Below are 14,462 nucleotides of genomic sequence, written 5' to 3' on the forward strand. Positions count from 1 at the left end.
GAGGTTTAACAAGAATCATGTTTCACGTTGTCGTATCTGATTTGGACGGTACCCTGCTTGCGCCGGACCACACCCTCAAGCCTTACACCAAAGAAACTTTGCAACTGCTCACCGCCCGGGATATTCATTTTGTGTTCGCCACCGGCCGGCACCACATTGATGTGTCTCAAATCCGCGATAATCTGGGCATCTGCGCCTATATGATCACCTCCAACGGCGCTCGCGTGCATAATCCCGACGGTGAACTGATTTTCGCCCACGATCTGGACAGCGATATTGCCGGCGAGCTGTTCAGCCTGGTTCATGACGATCCGAAAATACTCACCAACGTTTATCGCCGTGATGACTGGTATATGAACCGTGATCGCCTCGATCAGCAGGATTTTTTCCGGGAGTCAGATTTCAACTACCAGCTGTTCGAACCGGGCATGCTGCCCACTGACGGCATCTGCAAAGTGTATTACACCAGTGACGATCATGACCGGTTAACGGAGCTGGAAGCCGCGCTCAATGCGCGCTGGGGCGATCGGGTCAATGTCAGCTTCTCGCTGCCGGTTTGTCTGGAAGTCATGGCCGGCGGGGTCTCCAAGGGCCATGCGCTGGATCAGGTGGCTAAAACCATCGGCTACTCTTTGGCGGACTGTATCTCCTTTGGCGACGGTATGAATGATAAAGAGATGCTGGCCATGGCCGGCAAAGGTTTTATCATGGGTAATTCCCATCAGCGCCTGAAGGAGCTGTTGCCCGAGCTGGAAGTGATTGGCACCAATGAAGAAGAAGCCGTGTCCCGTTTATTGCGAAAGATGTATCTGGGCTAAAAAAAGACTTTACAAGTGCGAATGATAATGATTATTATCTCCATGCGTTCCGGATTTCCTCTCTGCTGAGAGGAAGCCGCGAAAGCACGACATTGCTCACATTGCTTCCAGTAATACTTGAGCCGGCTTGGGTGCCGGCTTTTTTTTGCGCGCCGTAAGGCCAATGTCAAACCTCAGAATGACGCCCAGCTTTCCCCTTTGCCCGGTTGCCCCTCTTTGGCCGGCTGCGGGTCCTGGTCCGCGGAAGGTTTGTCCTCAATCGCCTCATGGTGCGAGAGGGCATCGGCCAGCGAGGCTGAAGTCAGTTTGAACGTACTGACTATTTGCGTCAGGGATGCCGCCTGGGCCTGAAGTGAAACTGCCGCCGAGGCTGCTTCTTCCACCAACGCCGCGTTTTGTTGCGTGGAACTGTCTATCTGTCCGACAGCGACATTGATTTGGTGAATGCCGTCGCTTTGTTCGTTACTGGCCTGGGAAATTTCCTTGATAATATCAGTGACATTGTTCACGTTGGCCACCATGTCCGCCATAGAAGTACCCGCTTCTTCAACAAGTTTCATACCGTCATGTATCTGATTGACGGATTCATCAATCAGGTTTTTGATCTCTTTGGCCGCGGTTGCGCTGCGTTGGGCTAAGGCCCTTACTTCACTGGCCACCACGGCAAAACCGCGACCGTTTTCGCCGGCGCGGGCGGCTTCGACCGCGGCATTCAGCGCCAGAATATTGGTCTGGAACGCAATGCTGTCGATAACGCCGATGATTTCCGACATAGACTCCGATGATTTGCGGATGCTGCGCATCTTGTCCGTGACATGCCCCATCAGTTCACCGTTGTGTTTCACTATGCCGGACGCCCGCGCCGACACATCCGTTGCCTCGGCGGTATTCGCCGCCGTGTTCTTGATAGTTGAAGTCAATTGCTCCAGTGAGGCCGCGGTTTCCTCGATGGAAGCAGCCTGTTCCTCGGTGCGTGATGAGAGATCCTGATTACCCGAGGCGATTTGAGCCGTGGCAGCGGCAATCGCCTCCGCGCCATCCCTGACACGCTGTACAATACGATGCAGGTTGATATTCATATCTTCCAACGCCCGCAGCAATAAGCCGGTCTCATCCTTGGCGGTGATGGTTGCCGAGCCGGTCAAGTCGCCTTCCGCCACCTTCCTGGCCACGTTTACCGCCCGCTGAAGCGGGTGGGTAATACTCAGCGTAATGCGCCAGGCAATGAGGATACCCATGGCGAGGCTACCGAGAATCAATATTATCAGCACCAAACGGATTAATTTAAAATCCTCTGAAACCCGGAACTGGGAATTGAGCATTTTACTATCTTGGAGGGCAATGAATTTTTTTATTCCCGAACGGTATTCGGCAATAAGGGGCAAAGATGTCTCCATAAACTCGCGGGTCGCCGTCGTTTTATCTCCGCTGAGCATAGCGGCCTCGAAACGTTTGTTGGACGCGATAAAATCCTGCCGTACGGTGATGAGGTCTTTCAAAATCTGCATGGAGGGCGGATCCGTCAGGGCGCTCGCCATTGAATCGTATTCTTCTCCGATCTGTTTCCGAATATCTATTATATGATTGATTTGGTGGTTGACACCGGTGGTGTCGGCAGCCAGCAGAATATATTGCTGCGTTGCTATAATTTGATTGAATTCGTCGACGATATTATTTGCGCTGACAGTGACCGGGTAGTCCACTGAAACGATACGAATGATGTTTTTATTGAACTTAGCAAGATTAAAGATGGATATTACGCCGGATAGTAGAATTAAGATTAATAGCAACGTAAAACCTATCGTTAATCTGCGACCAATTTTTATATTCGCAAGCCTCATACTCACTCCTAGATAACTACAGCCATTTCATAACCCCTATCCCTGTGTGTCGTTTCAGATGGGGGAATGCGCTTTCCTAACGTGGAAAATGAAGACGATGTTTCTGCACTCAGCTTACTTATCGGATAGGCGGAGCGCTTCTTTACGATTTTGATCGGTTTAATCTTTCTTAGAAAATTTTATGATAGGCGGCGACTATCATGTTTTGTTTATTGATCGATTATAGTTATATGATTGTAAAGCGATGTTTATCTATCGGTACGTTATCTGAAAAAAAAGTGAATCTTCCAGCGTCCTTATCTGCAGGCAAAACCTCTGAAGCTACCGGCTTGATACATTCAAATTTTTTGATGTCTGCGGTGAGTTTTTTATCCTTTCATATTCTCAGCCCAGGGATAGACTGTAAAAAACATTGAGGAGACTTGAACATGATTTATTTACGTGCTGCAAAAGATCGGGGTCATGCCAACCACGGCTGGCTGGATAGCTGGCATTCGTTTTCGTTTTCCGACTACTACGATGCCAATTTCATGGGGTTTTCCGCTCTAAGGGTCATTAACGAAGACCGTATCGCGGAAGGTAAAGGTTTCGGGACCCATCCGCATAAGGACATGGAAATCCTGACCTACGTACTGGAAGGGACGGTGGAACACCAGGACAGCATGGGCAATAAAGAACAAATCCATGCCGGTGAGTTCCAGATCATGAGCGCCGGTACCGGCATACGCCATTCTGAATACAATGGCCGTGACGACGTTCCGCTGCACTTGTACCAGATTTGGATCCTGCCGCAAGAAGCCGGCCTGACGCCGCGCTACGAACAGCGCCGCTTTGACGCGCCGCAGGGACGGCAACTGGTGCTGTCGCCGGATGCGCGGGAAGGCTCGTTGAAGGTATTCCAGGATATGACCCTGACCCGCTGGGCTTTGGGAGCCGAGGCGCAGGACACGCTGGCGCTGGAACCCGGCCGCAGGGTTTGGATCCAGGTGGTGCGCGGCCAAGTGGATATCAATGGGCAACAGGCGCATGCCGGCGACGGGCTGGCGATATGGGATGAAAGCGTCTTAACCCTGCGGGCCACAGAGGACAGTGAAATACTGGTATTTGATTTACCGCCGGTATAAGGGATGCGTTTTGTCAATGAGAAAGCGGCAAACGGGCGGTGAACGGACAGGTTTTCGGTATCTTGCCGAAAGCCTGTTTTTTTGCCAAGCGTGCGGCGGTTTCCCAGCGGTCAAACCTGCCAGGACGACGGCAAGGCGGCGATAAAATCCATCACGATTTGTGTCCGCCTGGGAGTTAATCGCCTTTGCAGGCGCACGGCGGAGAGCGTTGACGCATCAGTCCGCCACTCTTTCAGGATTTCCACCACCCTGCCGCTGCGCAGGTCATCCAATCCCAGCCATGAGGGCGCCCAGCAGATGCCGAATCCGGCGCGGACCATCTCCCAAACCATTTCGCCATCATCGAATACATGCTCCGCCCGCGGAATGTGGCGTACATCGTCCCCGGTGGCCGGCGAGGTAAAATGCCAGTTATCAATCTGGCCGGTGGCCTTGTTTCTAAAACCAATCAATGCATGGGATGACAGCGCCGACGGTGTGTCCGGTATGCCATGGCGCTGGAGATAGTCCGGGGAGGCGCAGGCTATCCAGGGAAACCGGTAGAGTTCACGGGAAACATAGCCCGGCCAGCCGCCGAGCTCACCGGCGCGAATGGCGATATCGATGCCCCGCGCAGCCAGATCCGCGATATCGTCGCCAAACTGCAGCTCAATCTGGATTTCCGGATGCGTTCTCAGGAAAACGGGCAGCTCAGGCATAATGCACCTTCGCGCGAACGCGGCCGGAGCGGCTATCCTAACCCGTCCCGAGGCGCCGCCGTTGCCAAGGTCCGCCAGCAGATTTTCCGCCTGCGCGAGCTCGCTTATCAAACGGCGTCCTTCCACCAGCAAACGATCCCCCTCATCAGTCAGGGAGAGGGAGTGAGTCGTGCGGTGCAATAAGCGAACGCCATGGGCCTTTTCGAACCGGCTGACGGCTTTTGACATGGATGACGTGGTTGTGCCTGCCCGGCGGGCGGCTTCAGCGAAGGAACCTGCTTCGACAATACGGACAAACCATAACAGCTGAAGCAGTCCGGAGGGTAACGGCGGTATTGACATGAATTCAACACTAACATGAACCACAAGTCTCTACCAGTACCATTATTAACCATCGATAATCATTGTCTCTCGTTGAAAAGGAGATGAATATGAAATTCTTAGCCCTGTTAACCCCAGCCGCACAACGGACCTTAGCCGAGTTCGCGCCTTATGCTATTGAAGAGGAAATAGCCATATGGGGTGCGTATCGGAACGGACAACTGCGTGAATGCTATTTTCAATCCAGTCCGCCGGAGGTGACGTTGATTTACGAAGCGGCGGATGTGGCCGATGTCCATATCGAACTGGACCGACTGCCGATGATCAAAGCCGGCCTGCTGGAACGACGGGTGGTCCATCTGGGCCCCTGGCTACCTATTGAGGCGGTATTCGATAAAACAATAATGGCTCCTCAATGAACCGGACCAGCATACTGCCGGGAATCGACGGTTGGGACCTGTGCCGGGTCAGGTCTGTTCCTTTACCGGCCGAAAGCGGCATCGCGCCGCTGGCGGCCGGCGCCGACCTGGCGGATGCGTTCGCCGTAGCGATACCGCCTCACGCCTCCCTGGATATAAACCAGTGGGCCGGCGCCGTACTCGGACATCCCGCTCTCTGGGTCCGCACGCTTCTGGCGCTGCGGGATATCGCCGTGTCCGGTTTCGGTCTGAAGACCTCCGGTGAACTGCGCCGCGAGGCGCGGGCCGGCCACGAAAGCCCCATCGATTTTTTCCCCGTCAAATCGCGTTCGCCCCATGAGATTATCCTCGGCGCCGATGACCGGCATCTGGATTTCAGCCTTTCTCTGCTGATCCGCGCCGCGCCGGCGCATAAATCGGGCTACCAGCTGGTGGCCACGAGCATTGTCCATTGCCACAACCCTCTTGGCCGCGCCTATCTTAACGTCATTACGCCGTTTCACGTTTTGGTGGTCAAGAATGGATTGCGGCGTTCGAAGCAGTGGATTGCCCCCGCGCCCTCGGGGCTTTCGCTATAAACATACTCGCCGCCGGTTTTTTTTGCTAAACTACACCCCATTCCGAGCTGGGGCCGTTATCACGCTAATGAAGAAAAAAAGACCGGGTCTTCAAGATGTTGCCGATAAAGTGGGCGTCACCAAAATGACGGTGAGCCGTTATCTGCGCAACCCGGCTTTGGTTTCCGAAGCGTTGCAATGTAAAATCGCCGGCGCGCTGGACGAGCTGGGCTATATCCCCAACCGGGCGCCGGACATCCTGTCCAACGCCACCAGCCGGGCTATCGGCGTGCTGCTGCCCTCGCTGACCAACCAGGTTTTCGCCGAGGTGCTGCGCGGCATTGAAACCGTCACCGATGCCAACGGTTATCAAACCATGCTGGCCCACTACGGTTATCAGCCGGAAACGGAAGAGCTGCGGCTGACCTCGCTGTTGTCCTATAATATCGACGGCCTGATCCTGGCGGAGCGTTCCCATACGCCCCGTACCCTGAAAATGATTGAAGTGGCGGGTATCCCGGTGGTGGAGATCATGGACAGCGTCTCGCCGTGCCTGGATATCGCGGTGGGTTTCGATAATTTCGAAGCGGCGCGGCAGATGACGCTGCTGATGCTGGATCGCGGCCACCGCCATATTGTCTATTTCGGCGCCCGCCTGGATGAGCGCACCATTATCAAACAGCGGGGTTACGAACAGGCCATGCGCGAACAGGGGTTGCCTGTCCATAGCGTAATGATCGTCGAGTCATCGTCCTATTCCACCGGCGTGGATTTGTTGCGCCAGGCTCGGCAAGAGTATCCGGCCATCGACGGCATAATCTGCACCAATGACGACCTGGCCATCGGCGCGGTGTTTGAATGCCAGCGGCTCGGCCTGCGCATTCCGCAGGACATTGCGGTGGCGGGTTTCCACGGCCATGATATAGGCCAGGTCATGCAACCCAAACTGGCCAGCGTGCTCACACCTCGCGAGGAGATGGGCCGCCTTGGCGCGGAAAAATTGCTGGCCCGGTTACGGGGCGAGGTTGTCGATCCGGTAAAAGTGGATCTTGGCTTTACGTTGCTGGCCGGCGAGAGTATCTGATTCACCTGTTCATTACCCCCCATCTTCTTCTTATTCATCGCAGCGTCATTTACCAGGGTCATATTTATGATCCACATCCCAAAACGCTAATTTAGTCTCCAGAGTGGATTCCTTATCTGCGAATGTTACCGGTATCATGATACCGGTAACATCACCAATACTACTATGCTCAAACGGTTGGTTGGGAAATCACCCCTAATTGCGCATCACTAACCCGAATGCATAACTACTCGAAGGCCGGGGAATTCAAACCCTTGCCGGGAAAAAAAGCCATTGAGGATTTTTTATGCCGCTCTTTATCGTTGCTGTCGGTGTGGCATTACTGCTGCTCCTGATGATTCGTTTTAAACTGAATGGATTTATTGCCTTGATCGTGGTGGCGCTATTGGTCGGCGTGCTTGAAGGAATGCCAGTGAGCAAGGTGCTTGATTCCATTAAAAATGGTGTCGGCGGGACATTAGGCAGCCTGGCGCTGATTATCGGCTTCGGCGCCATGCTGGGTAAGCTGCTGGCGGATTGCGGCGGCGCGCAGCGCATCGCCACCACCCTGATTGAAAAATTCGGTAAGCAAAACGTTCAATGGGCTGTGGTATTGACCGGCTTTACCGTGGGTTTCGCCTTGTTTTACGAAATCGGTTTCGTCTTGATGATCCCGCTGGTTTTCAGTATCGCCGCGACGGCGCGGATTCCGCTGCTGTATGTGGGGGTGCCCATGGCGGCCGCGCTGTCCGTCACCCATGGTTTCTTGCCGCCCCATCCCGGACCGACGGCGATAGCCACCATATTTCATGCTGATATGGGCAAGACCTTGCTGTTCGGCGCGATTTTGGCCGTGCCCACGGTTATCCTCGCCGGCCCGGTTTACAGCCGCTTTCTCAAAGATATCGATAAACCGGTGCCGGAAGGTCTGTATAACCCGAAAATCTTCACCGATGCGGAAATGCCAAGCTTCGGCGTCAGCGTCTGGACCTCGCTGATACCGGTGGTGCTGATGGCCTTGCGCGCGGTGGCGGAAATGTCTTTGCCCGCCGGCCACCCGATCCGGACCTATGCCGATTTCCTCGGCGACCCGATTATGGCGACGCTGATTTCAGTGCTGATTGCCATCTTTACCTTTGGCATCAACCGCGGCCGTACGGTGGATCAGGTGATGGGAAGCATCAGCGACGCGGTAAAGATCATTGCCATGATCCTGTTGATTATCGGCGGTGGCGGCGCGTTTAAACAGGTGCTGGTGGATAGCGGCGTGGGTACCTATATCGCTCGGCTGATGACGGGCAGTTCAATTTCACCCTTGTTGCTGGCCTGGTCCATCGCCGCCATCCTGCGTATCGCCCTGGGATCCGCCACGGTGGCGGCCATCACCGCCGGCGGTATCGCCGCGCCGCTCATTGCGTCCACCGGCGCCAGCCCCGAGCTGATGGTGATCGCCGTGGGTTCCGGCAGCGTTATCTTCTCCCATGTGAACGATCCGGGCTTCTGGCTGTTCAAGGAGTATTTCAACCTGACCATTATGGAAACCATCCGGTCATGGTCGGTACTGGAAACCATTATTTCGGTCTGCGGCCTGGTAGGCTGTCTGCTGCTGAATATGGCGATTGCCTAACGGACGTCCCGGCCCCCCGGCCGGGAATGTAATGCGCCGTCAGTGTGTCCGGACGATTTATTCACCCATCATCCCGCCGGCGATTTGCGATCCTCTCAGTCGCCGCAAATTAGACAAAATCTTCAGTCCCTGCGCCCGGTTCCTACGCTATCAGGTTAGAGACTTCCAACATCTCCTGTGCGTTATGATCGGTCAGGATAAGCGTTTCTTTTCGATGGACATTTGCGCTATTAAACCTGTGGGCAAAATAATCCCGCAGACCCATACCGGACATACCTTGGCCCTTGATGGCTTTTCCGCCAGAAAACAAGATATCCTTTTGGACGTCATAGTAGCTGAAATGTCCCACTCCGCCGCTGATTTGTAGAATGCAGCCCTGAGGATAGGCGTTTACGATGTGATCCCGAAGGTTATCCGCATTTTCTTTCAGCATTTTTTCCGATGCCCTGATAAACAGGCTGGATTTATTTATAGAGCTTTTGTACTGCTCGACGTTGATATCACCGATATAAATCACGTCTTTTTCGCCGGAAATAAGGCAGCCAAAATCAATTTGCAGGCTACGTTTGGCTATGTACTCAAGTGAAGGAGGTAAGACAAATTTGTGTGGGTCCGTTGCGCCGCTGCGTAAATATTCCGAGATCACATAGCAGAGTGGTTCTATTTGGGCATGAATATTTATAATTATATCTAATTCATTATGTTTTCTTTCAGTATAATGTTTCAATACGGTAGCGTAAGTATCGGTGCCCTTGAAAAAATTCTTATTATTGAAGATAAAACGCTCAATAATTATGGGTATCTCTACGAAATTGATATAGTCAACAAAATATATTTTTTCCCCGATGGTCAGCACCATGCCGTCGCCGTTATTTTCGACAATGAAAACCATATTATTTGATAAGGTGACTCTCGTGCCCTCTGAGCCGGCAGACGATTCCAAGGCCAATGACAGGTAAATATTGTGCAGATCATTAATATAATCTTCTCTTTGAGCGCCGTTGAGGGTATAAAGAGGATTATCGGTTTCTAGGGCGTTAGGTTGCGAATGTCCGCTGTTAAGGCTTATCTTAAGCAGCTCAAGCATCCTCTTTCCCGGCGAACCGGAATAGGTGTTGTTCTCGTTGTTGAGAATATGCAACGGCATATGGGGTTGCTGGTTTGCGGATACTGGGAGCATATCTCACCCTTACGGAATATGAAGTGTTGGAGCGTAATGGATAATGGCGTCGAGCAGATAGGCTCACTGCTTCATCCTACAGGTAATAATTAAGAAATAAAGACCGAAGACGTTGAATTAGATTTTTTTTCAGGAAGTTTATTTTGTATTTAATTTTAATTACATATTTGCTCGGAAATATTATCTTAAAAATTATTTTATGGACATATTTCTATATAAACAGTACTACATAAACTGTTCATACATTATCTCTGGTATTTTTCATCAGCAGCAATGCATTGCCATCCCGTGGCAAAGCCAGCGCCCTTAACTCAGCCGGCTCCAGAAAAAATCGGCGGTTGCCCGCCAGATGCTTCACCATAAAATCAATAAAGGTCCTTACCCTCAGCGGCAATTCCGTCCGCTGGCCGTAATACATATAGATACCTTCATGATCGGTGACATGCTGAACCAATAGCGGTATCAGCCTGCCGCTGCGGATAGGCTCGGCGGCGGTGAAGCTGCCCAACTGGCCGATGCCCAGCCCGTCGAGCACCGCCTGGGCCTCCCCTTCGATATCATTGGTGCAAAAACGGGGCGTTACGTCCTGATATACCAGTTCGTCGTTGACGCGAAACTCCCAGGGGGCGATTTTTCCGGTATTCGCCGTGCGGTAGCCGGTACAGGAATGCAGGGCAAGCTGTTCTATTGAGGCCGGCGCCCCGTGCCGTTCAATATAAGACGGCGCGGCGCAAACGATCATCTGAATCGGCAGCAGATGACACGCAATGGCCCCCTCCGACGGCAGGGCGCCGCCCCGGAAACCCACGTCCGCCCGATCCCCCACCAGATCGGTGAAACGGTCTTCAAGCTGGACATCCAGCTGTACTTCCGGATAGGCATCACAAAAGGCCATGAAATAGGTATGAAACAACGATAGACCCAACGCTCTCGGGGCGCTGACCTTTAACGGTCCTTCAATGATCTCGGTGGACCGCCGCGCGGCGGCGTAGGCGCCGGTGACCAGTTCTATGCCGGGTTTCACGCTGTCCAGAAAACGTTGCCCTTCTTGCGTCAGGCTTAATTTGCGGGTGGTGCGATGGAACAAGCGGATACCAAGGCTATTTTCCAGTTGCATCACCGCCTGACTGGCCGCCTGGGGTGAAATCCCTTGGTCAATGGCGGCCTTGCGTAAACTACCCAGCGCCGCGGCCCGGATAAAAGTGGTTATCGCGCGAATTTCATTCATGGCCCGTCCCGTGATTCGCAAGTAAATACGGATTATCAGTCTAGCAAATGTCATCTAGTTTATTACAAACCATTCTTTATACTTTCTTCACTTTCAAAATACAGGGGCAAAAATCATGAAAAGCTATTCTGCATTCAAACGCGTGTGGTTTATTACCGGCGCGGCGCGCGGGTTCGGCGCCCTGGTTGCCGAGGCCGCGCTGGCGGAAGGCGACGCGGTTATCGCCACAGCCCGGAATCCCGACGCCCTTGTCAAGCGTTTAGGCATCTCTCCCGGGCTATTGCCGCTGAAAATGGATGTGACCGATTCGGAACAAATCCATGCCGCGGTGAAAGCGGCGGTCGCCACCTTTGGGCGGATTGACGTGCTGGTGAATAACGCCGGATTCGGTCTGCTGGGGGCGGTTGAAGAATCGGCTCTGTCAGATGTGCGGCGGATGTATGACACCAATGTGTTCGGCCTGCTGAGCATGACCCAGGCGGTATTGCCGCAGATGCGCCAGCAGCGCGCCGGGCATATTATCAATTTTTCTTCTATTGGCGGTTACCGTTCCGCCGCCGGTTTCGGCGTTTACTGCTCCACCAAATTCGCTGTCGAAGGATTATCCGAGGCGTTGCATGACGAACTCAAGCCTTTGGGCATTCATGTCACGGTGGTGGAACCGGGTTATTTCCGTACTGATTTTCTCGATGCTTCTTCTCTGAGCAAATCCGCCCATATCATCGACGATTATGACGAGACCGCAGGCGCGGTACGCCGGGTCGCCGCCACGCTGAATCATAAACAGCCTGGCGATCCCGCCCGTCTGGCAGCCGCGATGATCCAACTGGTTAACGCCGAGACGCCGCCCCTGAGATTGCCCATGGGGACGGATACTCTCGCGGCGATAGCCAAGAAAAATGCCTTGGTTGAACAGGAGATGAACGCCTGGGCTGCGCTGTCAGCCTCGACGGACTTTCCTGAATAAGCAACAGCGGAATGAATGCCGGTGCAATTACTTCTATTCCTCATTATGTAAGGAGAACTGTCATGTTGATTTTTAAACGCCGTCTCGGCAATGTAAAAAACAGCTTCGTCGGTTTTTGTGTCGTTTTGGCTTGGGTGTTGCTGGTCCCGACGACATGGGCGGAAGAGAATGGCGTTGAAGCGCAAAACAAGGCGATGGTCGTCGCCGGGTTCGACGCCTGGAAAAACGGTACCGGCAGCCCTTATGAGCAACTTGCCGATAATGCGACCTGGACTATCGAAGGCCATTCGCTGGCTTCCCGGACCTATAATGGCCGCGAGGATTTGATGGCAAACGTCATTCGCCCCTTCAACGCCCGGATGTCGGGACGCCTGATTCCGACTATTCGCAATATTTATACCGACGGCGACACGGTGATCGTGCATTTTGATGCCGCCGGCATGGCAAAGGACAATAAACCCTATCGTAATACGTATGCCTGGTTCTTAACCTATAAGGGCAACAAAATTGTTAACGCCACCGCCTTTTACGACAGCATCGCGTTTAATGATTTTTGGCAGCGCGTACAGCCCGCATCCTAAGGGATGCAAACCATCCGTTTCCGCTGGCGGGGACAGGATGCGAGTGCGATATTTAAACTGCAAGATGTGGAGAAGAAAATGCAATCACAACAAAAAGCGGTTTGGTTTATTACCGGCTGTTCCACCGGCTTTGGCCGTGAGCTGGCCGAGCTGACCCTGTCGCTGGGCTATCCCACCGTGGTGACGGCGCGTAATCCCGATCAGGTACAGGATTTAATCGCCGGCCATGAAGGCCATGCCCTGGTGCTGAAGCTGGACGTGACGCAGCAGGATCAGATTGACGAAGCCGTCAGCGCCGCGCTGAAGCATTTTGGCCGGATCGACGTTTTGGTGAATAACGCCGGTATCGGTTATTTCGGTTCATTTGAAGAGAGCCGGATGGAGGATGTGCACCGGATGTTCGATATCAATGTCTGGGGCCTGGCCGCCATGAGCCGGGCGGTATTGCCGACGTTGCGCAAGCAGCGGAGCGGTACGATAGTGAATATCTCTTCTATCGGCGGCATTACCACCTTCCCGGCGCTGAGTTTTTACCATGCCACCAAATTTGCGGTGGAAGCGCTTTCCGAGTCGCTGTCGCAGGAAGTGGCGCCGTTGGGTATCAACATTTTACTTGTCGAGCCCGGGCCTTTCCGGACCGATTGGGCCGGCCGGTCGGCCGCCGAAGCGCCGCAATCCATTGCCGATTATGCCGAGACCGCCCATAAGCGGACGCAGGTCAGCCGGGGCTATAGCGGAAAACAGATGGGGGACCCGGTGCGCGCCGTGAAAGCCATCGTCAAGGCGGTGGAGGCGGATAACCCGCCGCTGCGATTGCTGTTGGGTAATGCCGCTCTGGAGAATGCCTATAAAAAGATCCAACTGCTGCAGCGGGATTTTGACGGTTGGGCCGAGGTGACTAAAGGGGCGGATTTCCCGGCAGGGGAATAAGTTTGGGCTGGGCGCTCTTCAAGAGGTTCGTTGCACGATCGGTGGTAGCGGGCCTACCGTGGCATGGGGCGCTCCGCGGCCGACAATGGCCGCTTCGACCCCATCGCCGCGGTCTCCCTTCAACAGGCTCGTTGCACGATCGGTGGTAGCGGGCCTACCGTGGCATGGGGCGCTCCGCGGCCGACAATGGCCGCTTCGACCCCATCGCCGCGGTCTCCCTTTAACAGGCTCGTTGCACGATCGGTGGTAGCGCCCCATACCGCGGTGATAGCCTGGTTCAGCTGCGCAAATAGGCCCGGGCGCCGTCCAGGAACATTTGGGTGGAGAGCATTACCAGCAGCAGGCCCATCAGCCTTTCCAGCGCATTGACGCCTTTATCCCCCAGCAACCGCAAAAACAGCGTGGATTGCATCAATATAATGACCGACAGGCCCCAGGCAATGAGCAACGCCACCACCAAGTGCGGGATCCGCTGCGGATACTGGTGGGACAACAGCATCAGGGTCGCCAGTATGGACGGGCCGGCCACCAGCGGGATGGCCAGCGGCACCAGAAAGGGCTCTTCCCCGGCCGGCAACCCGCTGCCGCCGCTTTCCGGCGTGGGAAAAATCATTTTCAGCGCGATCAGGAACATGATTATGCCGCCGGAAATCGATACGGTTTCCGTTCGCAGATTGAGAAATGACAAAATACTCTCACCGGCGAACAAAAACAGCAGCATAAGCAGCAGCGCAATCAGCATTTCACGAATGACAATTATCCGCCGCCTTTTCGGTTCCAGATGTTTTAATACCGACATGAAAATCGGCAGGTTTCCTAAAGGGTCCATGATCAAAAACAGCAAAACGGTAGCCGAAATCATTTCAGTCATTATTAATTACCTCGATTTTCAGCTTTTTAACCCATGCGCCATCAAACCTTATCCTTGAGGGTGGGTAGGATGCTAATCTACCCATTCCCTCACCATTTGGCGGATATAAGCAGTGCTGCTGAAAAATTTGCTCTAATCGAATAATTTCACTTGCAGCAATTCAATCACTTTTTGTAATGTGGTCGTTGTGTAACCTGCAAGTTCCATGCAGCCAAAACACTACCAAGTCTCTTTGTC

At 53.7% G+C, this 14,462-nt stretch carries 14 protein-coding genes; 9 read left to right on the forward strand and 5 right to left on the reverse strand.

The genetic code is table 11. From position 1 onward, the window contains the following. The first annotated feature begins 17 nt into the window (after positions 1-17). Positions 18-818: a sugar/pyridoxal phosphate phosphatase YigL gene (gene yigL, locus ACL2XJ_RS09755; protein ID WP_413726373.1), complete on the forward strand. Its 801-nt coding sequence runs from the start codon at positions 18-20 to the stop codon at positions 816-818. Positions 819-991: 173 nt separating this feature from the next. On the opposite strand, the gene ACL2XJ_RS09760 is transcribed toward yigL, so the two are convergent. Further along, positions 992-2,659 (reverse strand): methyl-accepting chemotaxis protein, encoded by a 1,668-nt coding sequence (locus ACL2XJ_RS09760; protein ID WP_203524333.1) that lies wholly within the window; start codon positions 2,657-2,659, stop codon positions 992-994. A 428-nt stretch (positions 2,660-3,087) separates the two neighbouring features. Between ACL2XJ_RS09760 and ACL2XJ_RS09765 the strand changes: the two genes are divergently transcribed. Beyond that, positions 3,088-3,783 carry a pirin family protein gene (locus tag ACL2XJ_RS09765; RefSeq protein ID WP_413726374.1) on the forward strand — a complete coding sequence of 232 codons (696 nt, stop codon included), beginning with the start codon at positions 3,088-3,090 and terminating at the stop codon, positions 3,781-3,783. A gap of 110 nt (positions 3,784-3,893) precedes the next feature. On the opposite strand, the gene ACL2XJ_RS09770 is transcribed toward ACL2XJ_RS09765, so the two are convergent. Then, complete coding sequence (locus ACL2XJ_RS09770; protein ID WP_413726375.1) at positions 3,894-4,823, reverse strand: LysR family transcriptional regulator; 930 nt, start codon at positions 4,821-4,823, stop codon at positions 3,894-3,896. Positions 4,824-4,912: 89 nt separating this feature from the next. Here ACL2XJ_RS09770 and ACL2XJ_RS09775 point away from each other — a divergent pair, with 89 nt between their 5' ends. The 4 genes from ACL2XJ_RS09775 (at position 4,913) to gntT (ending at position 8,468) form a co-directional block, all read left to right on the forward strand. Further along, entirely contained in the window at positions 4,913-5,221 is a 309-nt protein-coding gene (locus ACL2XJ_RS09775; protein ID WP_413726376.1) for a hypothetical protein, read from the forward strand. Next, positions 5,218-5,799: a DUF2867 domain-containing protein gene (locus ACL2XJ_RS09780; RefSeq protein WP_413726377.1), complete on the forward strand. Its 582-nt coding sequence runs from the start codon at positions 5,218-5,220 to the stop codon at positions 5,797-5,799. The genes ACL2XJ_RS09775 and ACL2XJ_RS09780 overlap by 4 nt, the downstream gene beginning before the upstream one ends. Positions 5,800-5,866: 67 nt before the next feature. Beyond that, positions 5,867-6,862, forward strand: a complete 996-nt coding sequence (gene gntR / locus ACL2XJ_RS09785) for a gluconate operon transcriptional repressor GntR (protein WP_413726378.1) — start codon at positions 5,867-5,869, stop codon at positions 6,860-6,862. 286 nt (positions 6,863-7,148) lie between these two features. Next, positions 7,149-8,468 (forward strand): gluconate transporter, encoded by a 1,320-nt coding sequence (gntT, locus tag ACL2XJ_RS09790; protein ID WP_413726379.1) that lies wholly within the window; start codon positions 7,149-7,151, stop codon positions 8,466-8,468. A gap of 142 nt (positions 8,469-8,610) precedes the next feature. On the opposite strand, the gene ACL2XJ_RS09795 is transcribed toward gntT, so the two are convergent. Continuing rightward, on the reverse strand, positions 8,611-9,648 hold the full coding sequence (locus ACL2XJ_RS09795; RefSeq protein ID WP_413726380.1) for a hypothetical protein: 1,038 nt from the start codon (positions 9,646-9,648) through the stop codon (positions 8,611-8,613). 238 nt (positions 9,649-9,886) lie between these two features. Beyond that, positions 9,887-10,876, reverse strand: coding sequence for a LysR family transcriptional regulator (locus ACL2XJ_RS09800; RefSeq protein WP_413726381.1), 990 nt, complete (start codon positions 10,874-10,876; stop codon positions 9,887-9,889). Positions 10,877-10,991: 115 nt separating this feature from the next. Here ACL2XJ_RS09800 and ACL2XJ_RS09805 point away from each other — a divergent pair, with 115 nt between their 5' ends. The 3 genes from ACL2XJ_RS09805 (at position 10,992) to ACL2XJ_RS09815 (ending at position 13,354) form a co-directional block, all read left to right on the forward strand. Then, on the forward strand, positions 10,992-11,843 hold the full coding sequence (locus tag ACL2XJ_RS09805) for an oxidoreductase (protein ID WP_132923782.1): 852 nt from the start codon (positions 10,992-10,994) through the stop codon (positions 11,841-11,843). An 11-nt stretch (positions 11,844-11,854) separates the two neighbouring features. Further along, positions 11,855-12,424, forward strand: a complete 570-nt coding sequence (locus tag ACL2XJ_RS09810; RefSeq protein WP_413726382.1) for a nuclear transport factor 2 family protein — start codon at positions 11,855-11,857, stop codon at positions 12,422-12,424. A 78-nt stretch (positions 12,425-12,502) separates the two neighbouring features. After that, complete coding sequence (locus ACL2XJ_RS09815) at positions 12,503-13,354, forward strand: oxidoreductase (RefSeq protein ID WP_413726383.1); 852 nt, start codon at positions 12,503-12,505, stop codon at positions 13,352-13,354. Positions 13,355-13,631: 277 nt separating this feature from the next. Here the strand turns inward: ACL2XJ_RS09815 and ACL2XJ_RS09820 are convergent, their stop codons facing one another. Continuing rightward, a complete protein-coding gene (locus ACL2XJ_RS09820) occupies positions 13,632-14,225 on the reverse strand; it encodes a YhgN family NAAT transporter (protein ID WP_132923780.1) in 594 nt (197 codons plus the stop codon). Positions 14,226-14,462 lie beyond the last annotated feature (237 nt).

This window comes from Sodalis sp. RH16 (genome assembly GCF_047324245.1).
In the GTDB taxonomy this organism is placed as follows: domain Bacteria; phylum Pseudomonadota; class Gammaproteobacteria; order Enterobacterales; family Enterobacteriaceae; genus Acerihabitans; species Acerihabitans ligni.

Coding starts and splice junctions, on each gene's coding strand:
- yigL (WP_413726373.1), top strand. CDS start 18: ATGTTTCACGTTGTCGTATCTGATTTGGACGGTACCCTGCTTGCGCCG.
- ACL2XJ_RS09760 (WP_203524333.1), bottom strand. CDS start 2,659: ATGAGGCTTGCGAATATAAAAATTGGTCGCAGATTAACGATAGGTTTT.
- ACL2XJ_RS09765 (WP_413726374.1), top strand. CDS start 3,088: ATGATTTATTTACGTGCTGCAAAAGATCGGGGTCATGCCAACCACGGC.
- ACL2XJ_RS09770 (WP_413726375.1), bottom strand. CDS start 4,823: ATGTCAATACCGCCGTTACCCTCCGGACTGCTTCAGCTGTTATGGTTT.
- ACL2XJ_RS09775 (WP_413726376.1), top strand. CDS start 4,913: ATGAAATTCTTAGCCCTGTTAACCCCAGCCGCACAACGGACCTTAGCC.
- ACL2XJ_RS09780 (WP_413726377.1), top strand. CDS start 5,218: ATGAACCGGACCAGCATACTGCCGGGAATCGACGGTTGGGACCTGTGC.
- gntR (WP_413726378.1), top strand. CDS start 5,867: ATGAAGAAAAAAAGACCGGGTCTTCAAGATGTTGCCGATAAAGTGGGC.
- gntT (WP_413726379.1), top strand. CDS start 7,149: ATGCCGCTCTTTATCGTTGCTGTCGGTGTGGCATTACTGCTGCTCCTG.
- ACL2XJ_RS09795 (WP_413726380.1), bottom strand. CDS start 9,648: ATGCTCCCAGTATCCGCAAACCAGCAACCCCATATGCCGTTGCATATT.
- ACL2XJ_RS09800 (WP_413726381.1), bottom strand. CDS start 10,876: ATGAATGAAATTCGCGCGATAACCACTTTTATCCGGGCCGCGGCGCTG.
- ACL2XJ_RS09805 (WP_132923782.1), top strand. CDS start 10,992: ATGAAAAGCTATTCTGCATTCAAACGCGTGTGGTTTATTACCGGCGCG.
- ACL2XJ_RS09810 (WP_413726382.1), top strand. CDS start 11,855: ATGAATGCCGGTGCAATTACTTCTATTCCTCATTATGTAAGGAGAACT.
- ACL2XJ_RS09815 (WP_413726383.1), top strand. CDS start 12,503: ATGCAATCACAACAAAAAGCGGTTTGGTTTATTACCGGCTGTTCCACC.
- ACL2XJ_RS09820 (WP_132923780.1), bottom strand. CDS start 14,225: ATGACTGAAATGATTTCGGCTACCGTTTTGCTGTTTTTGATCATGGAC.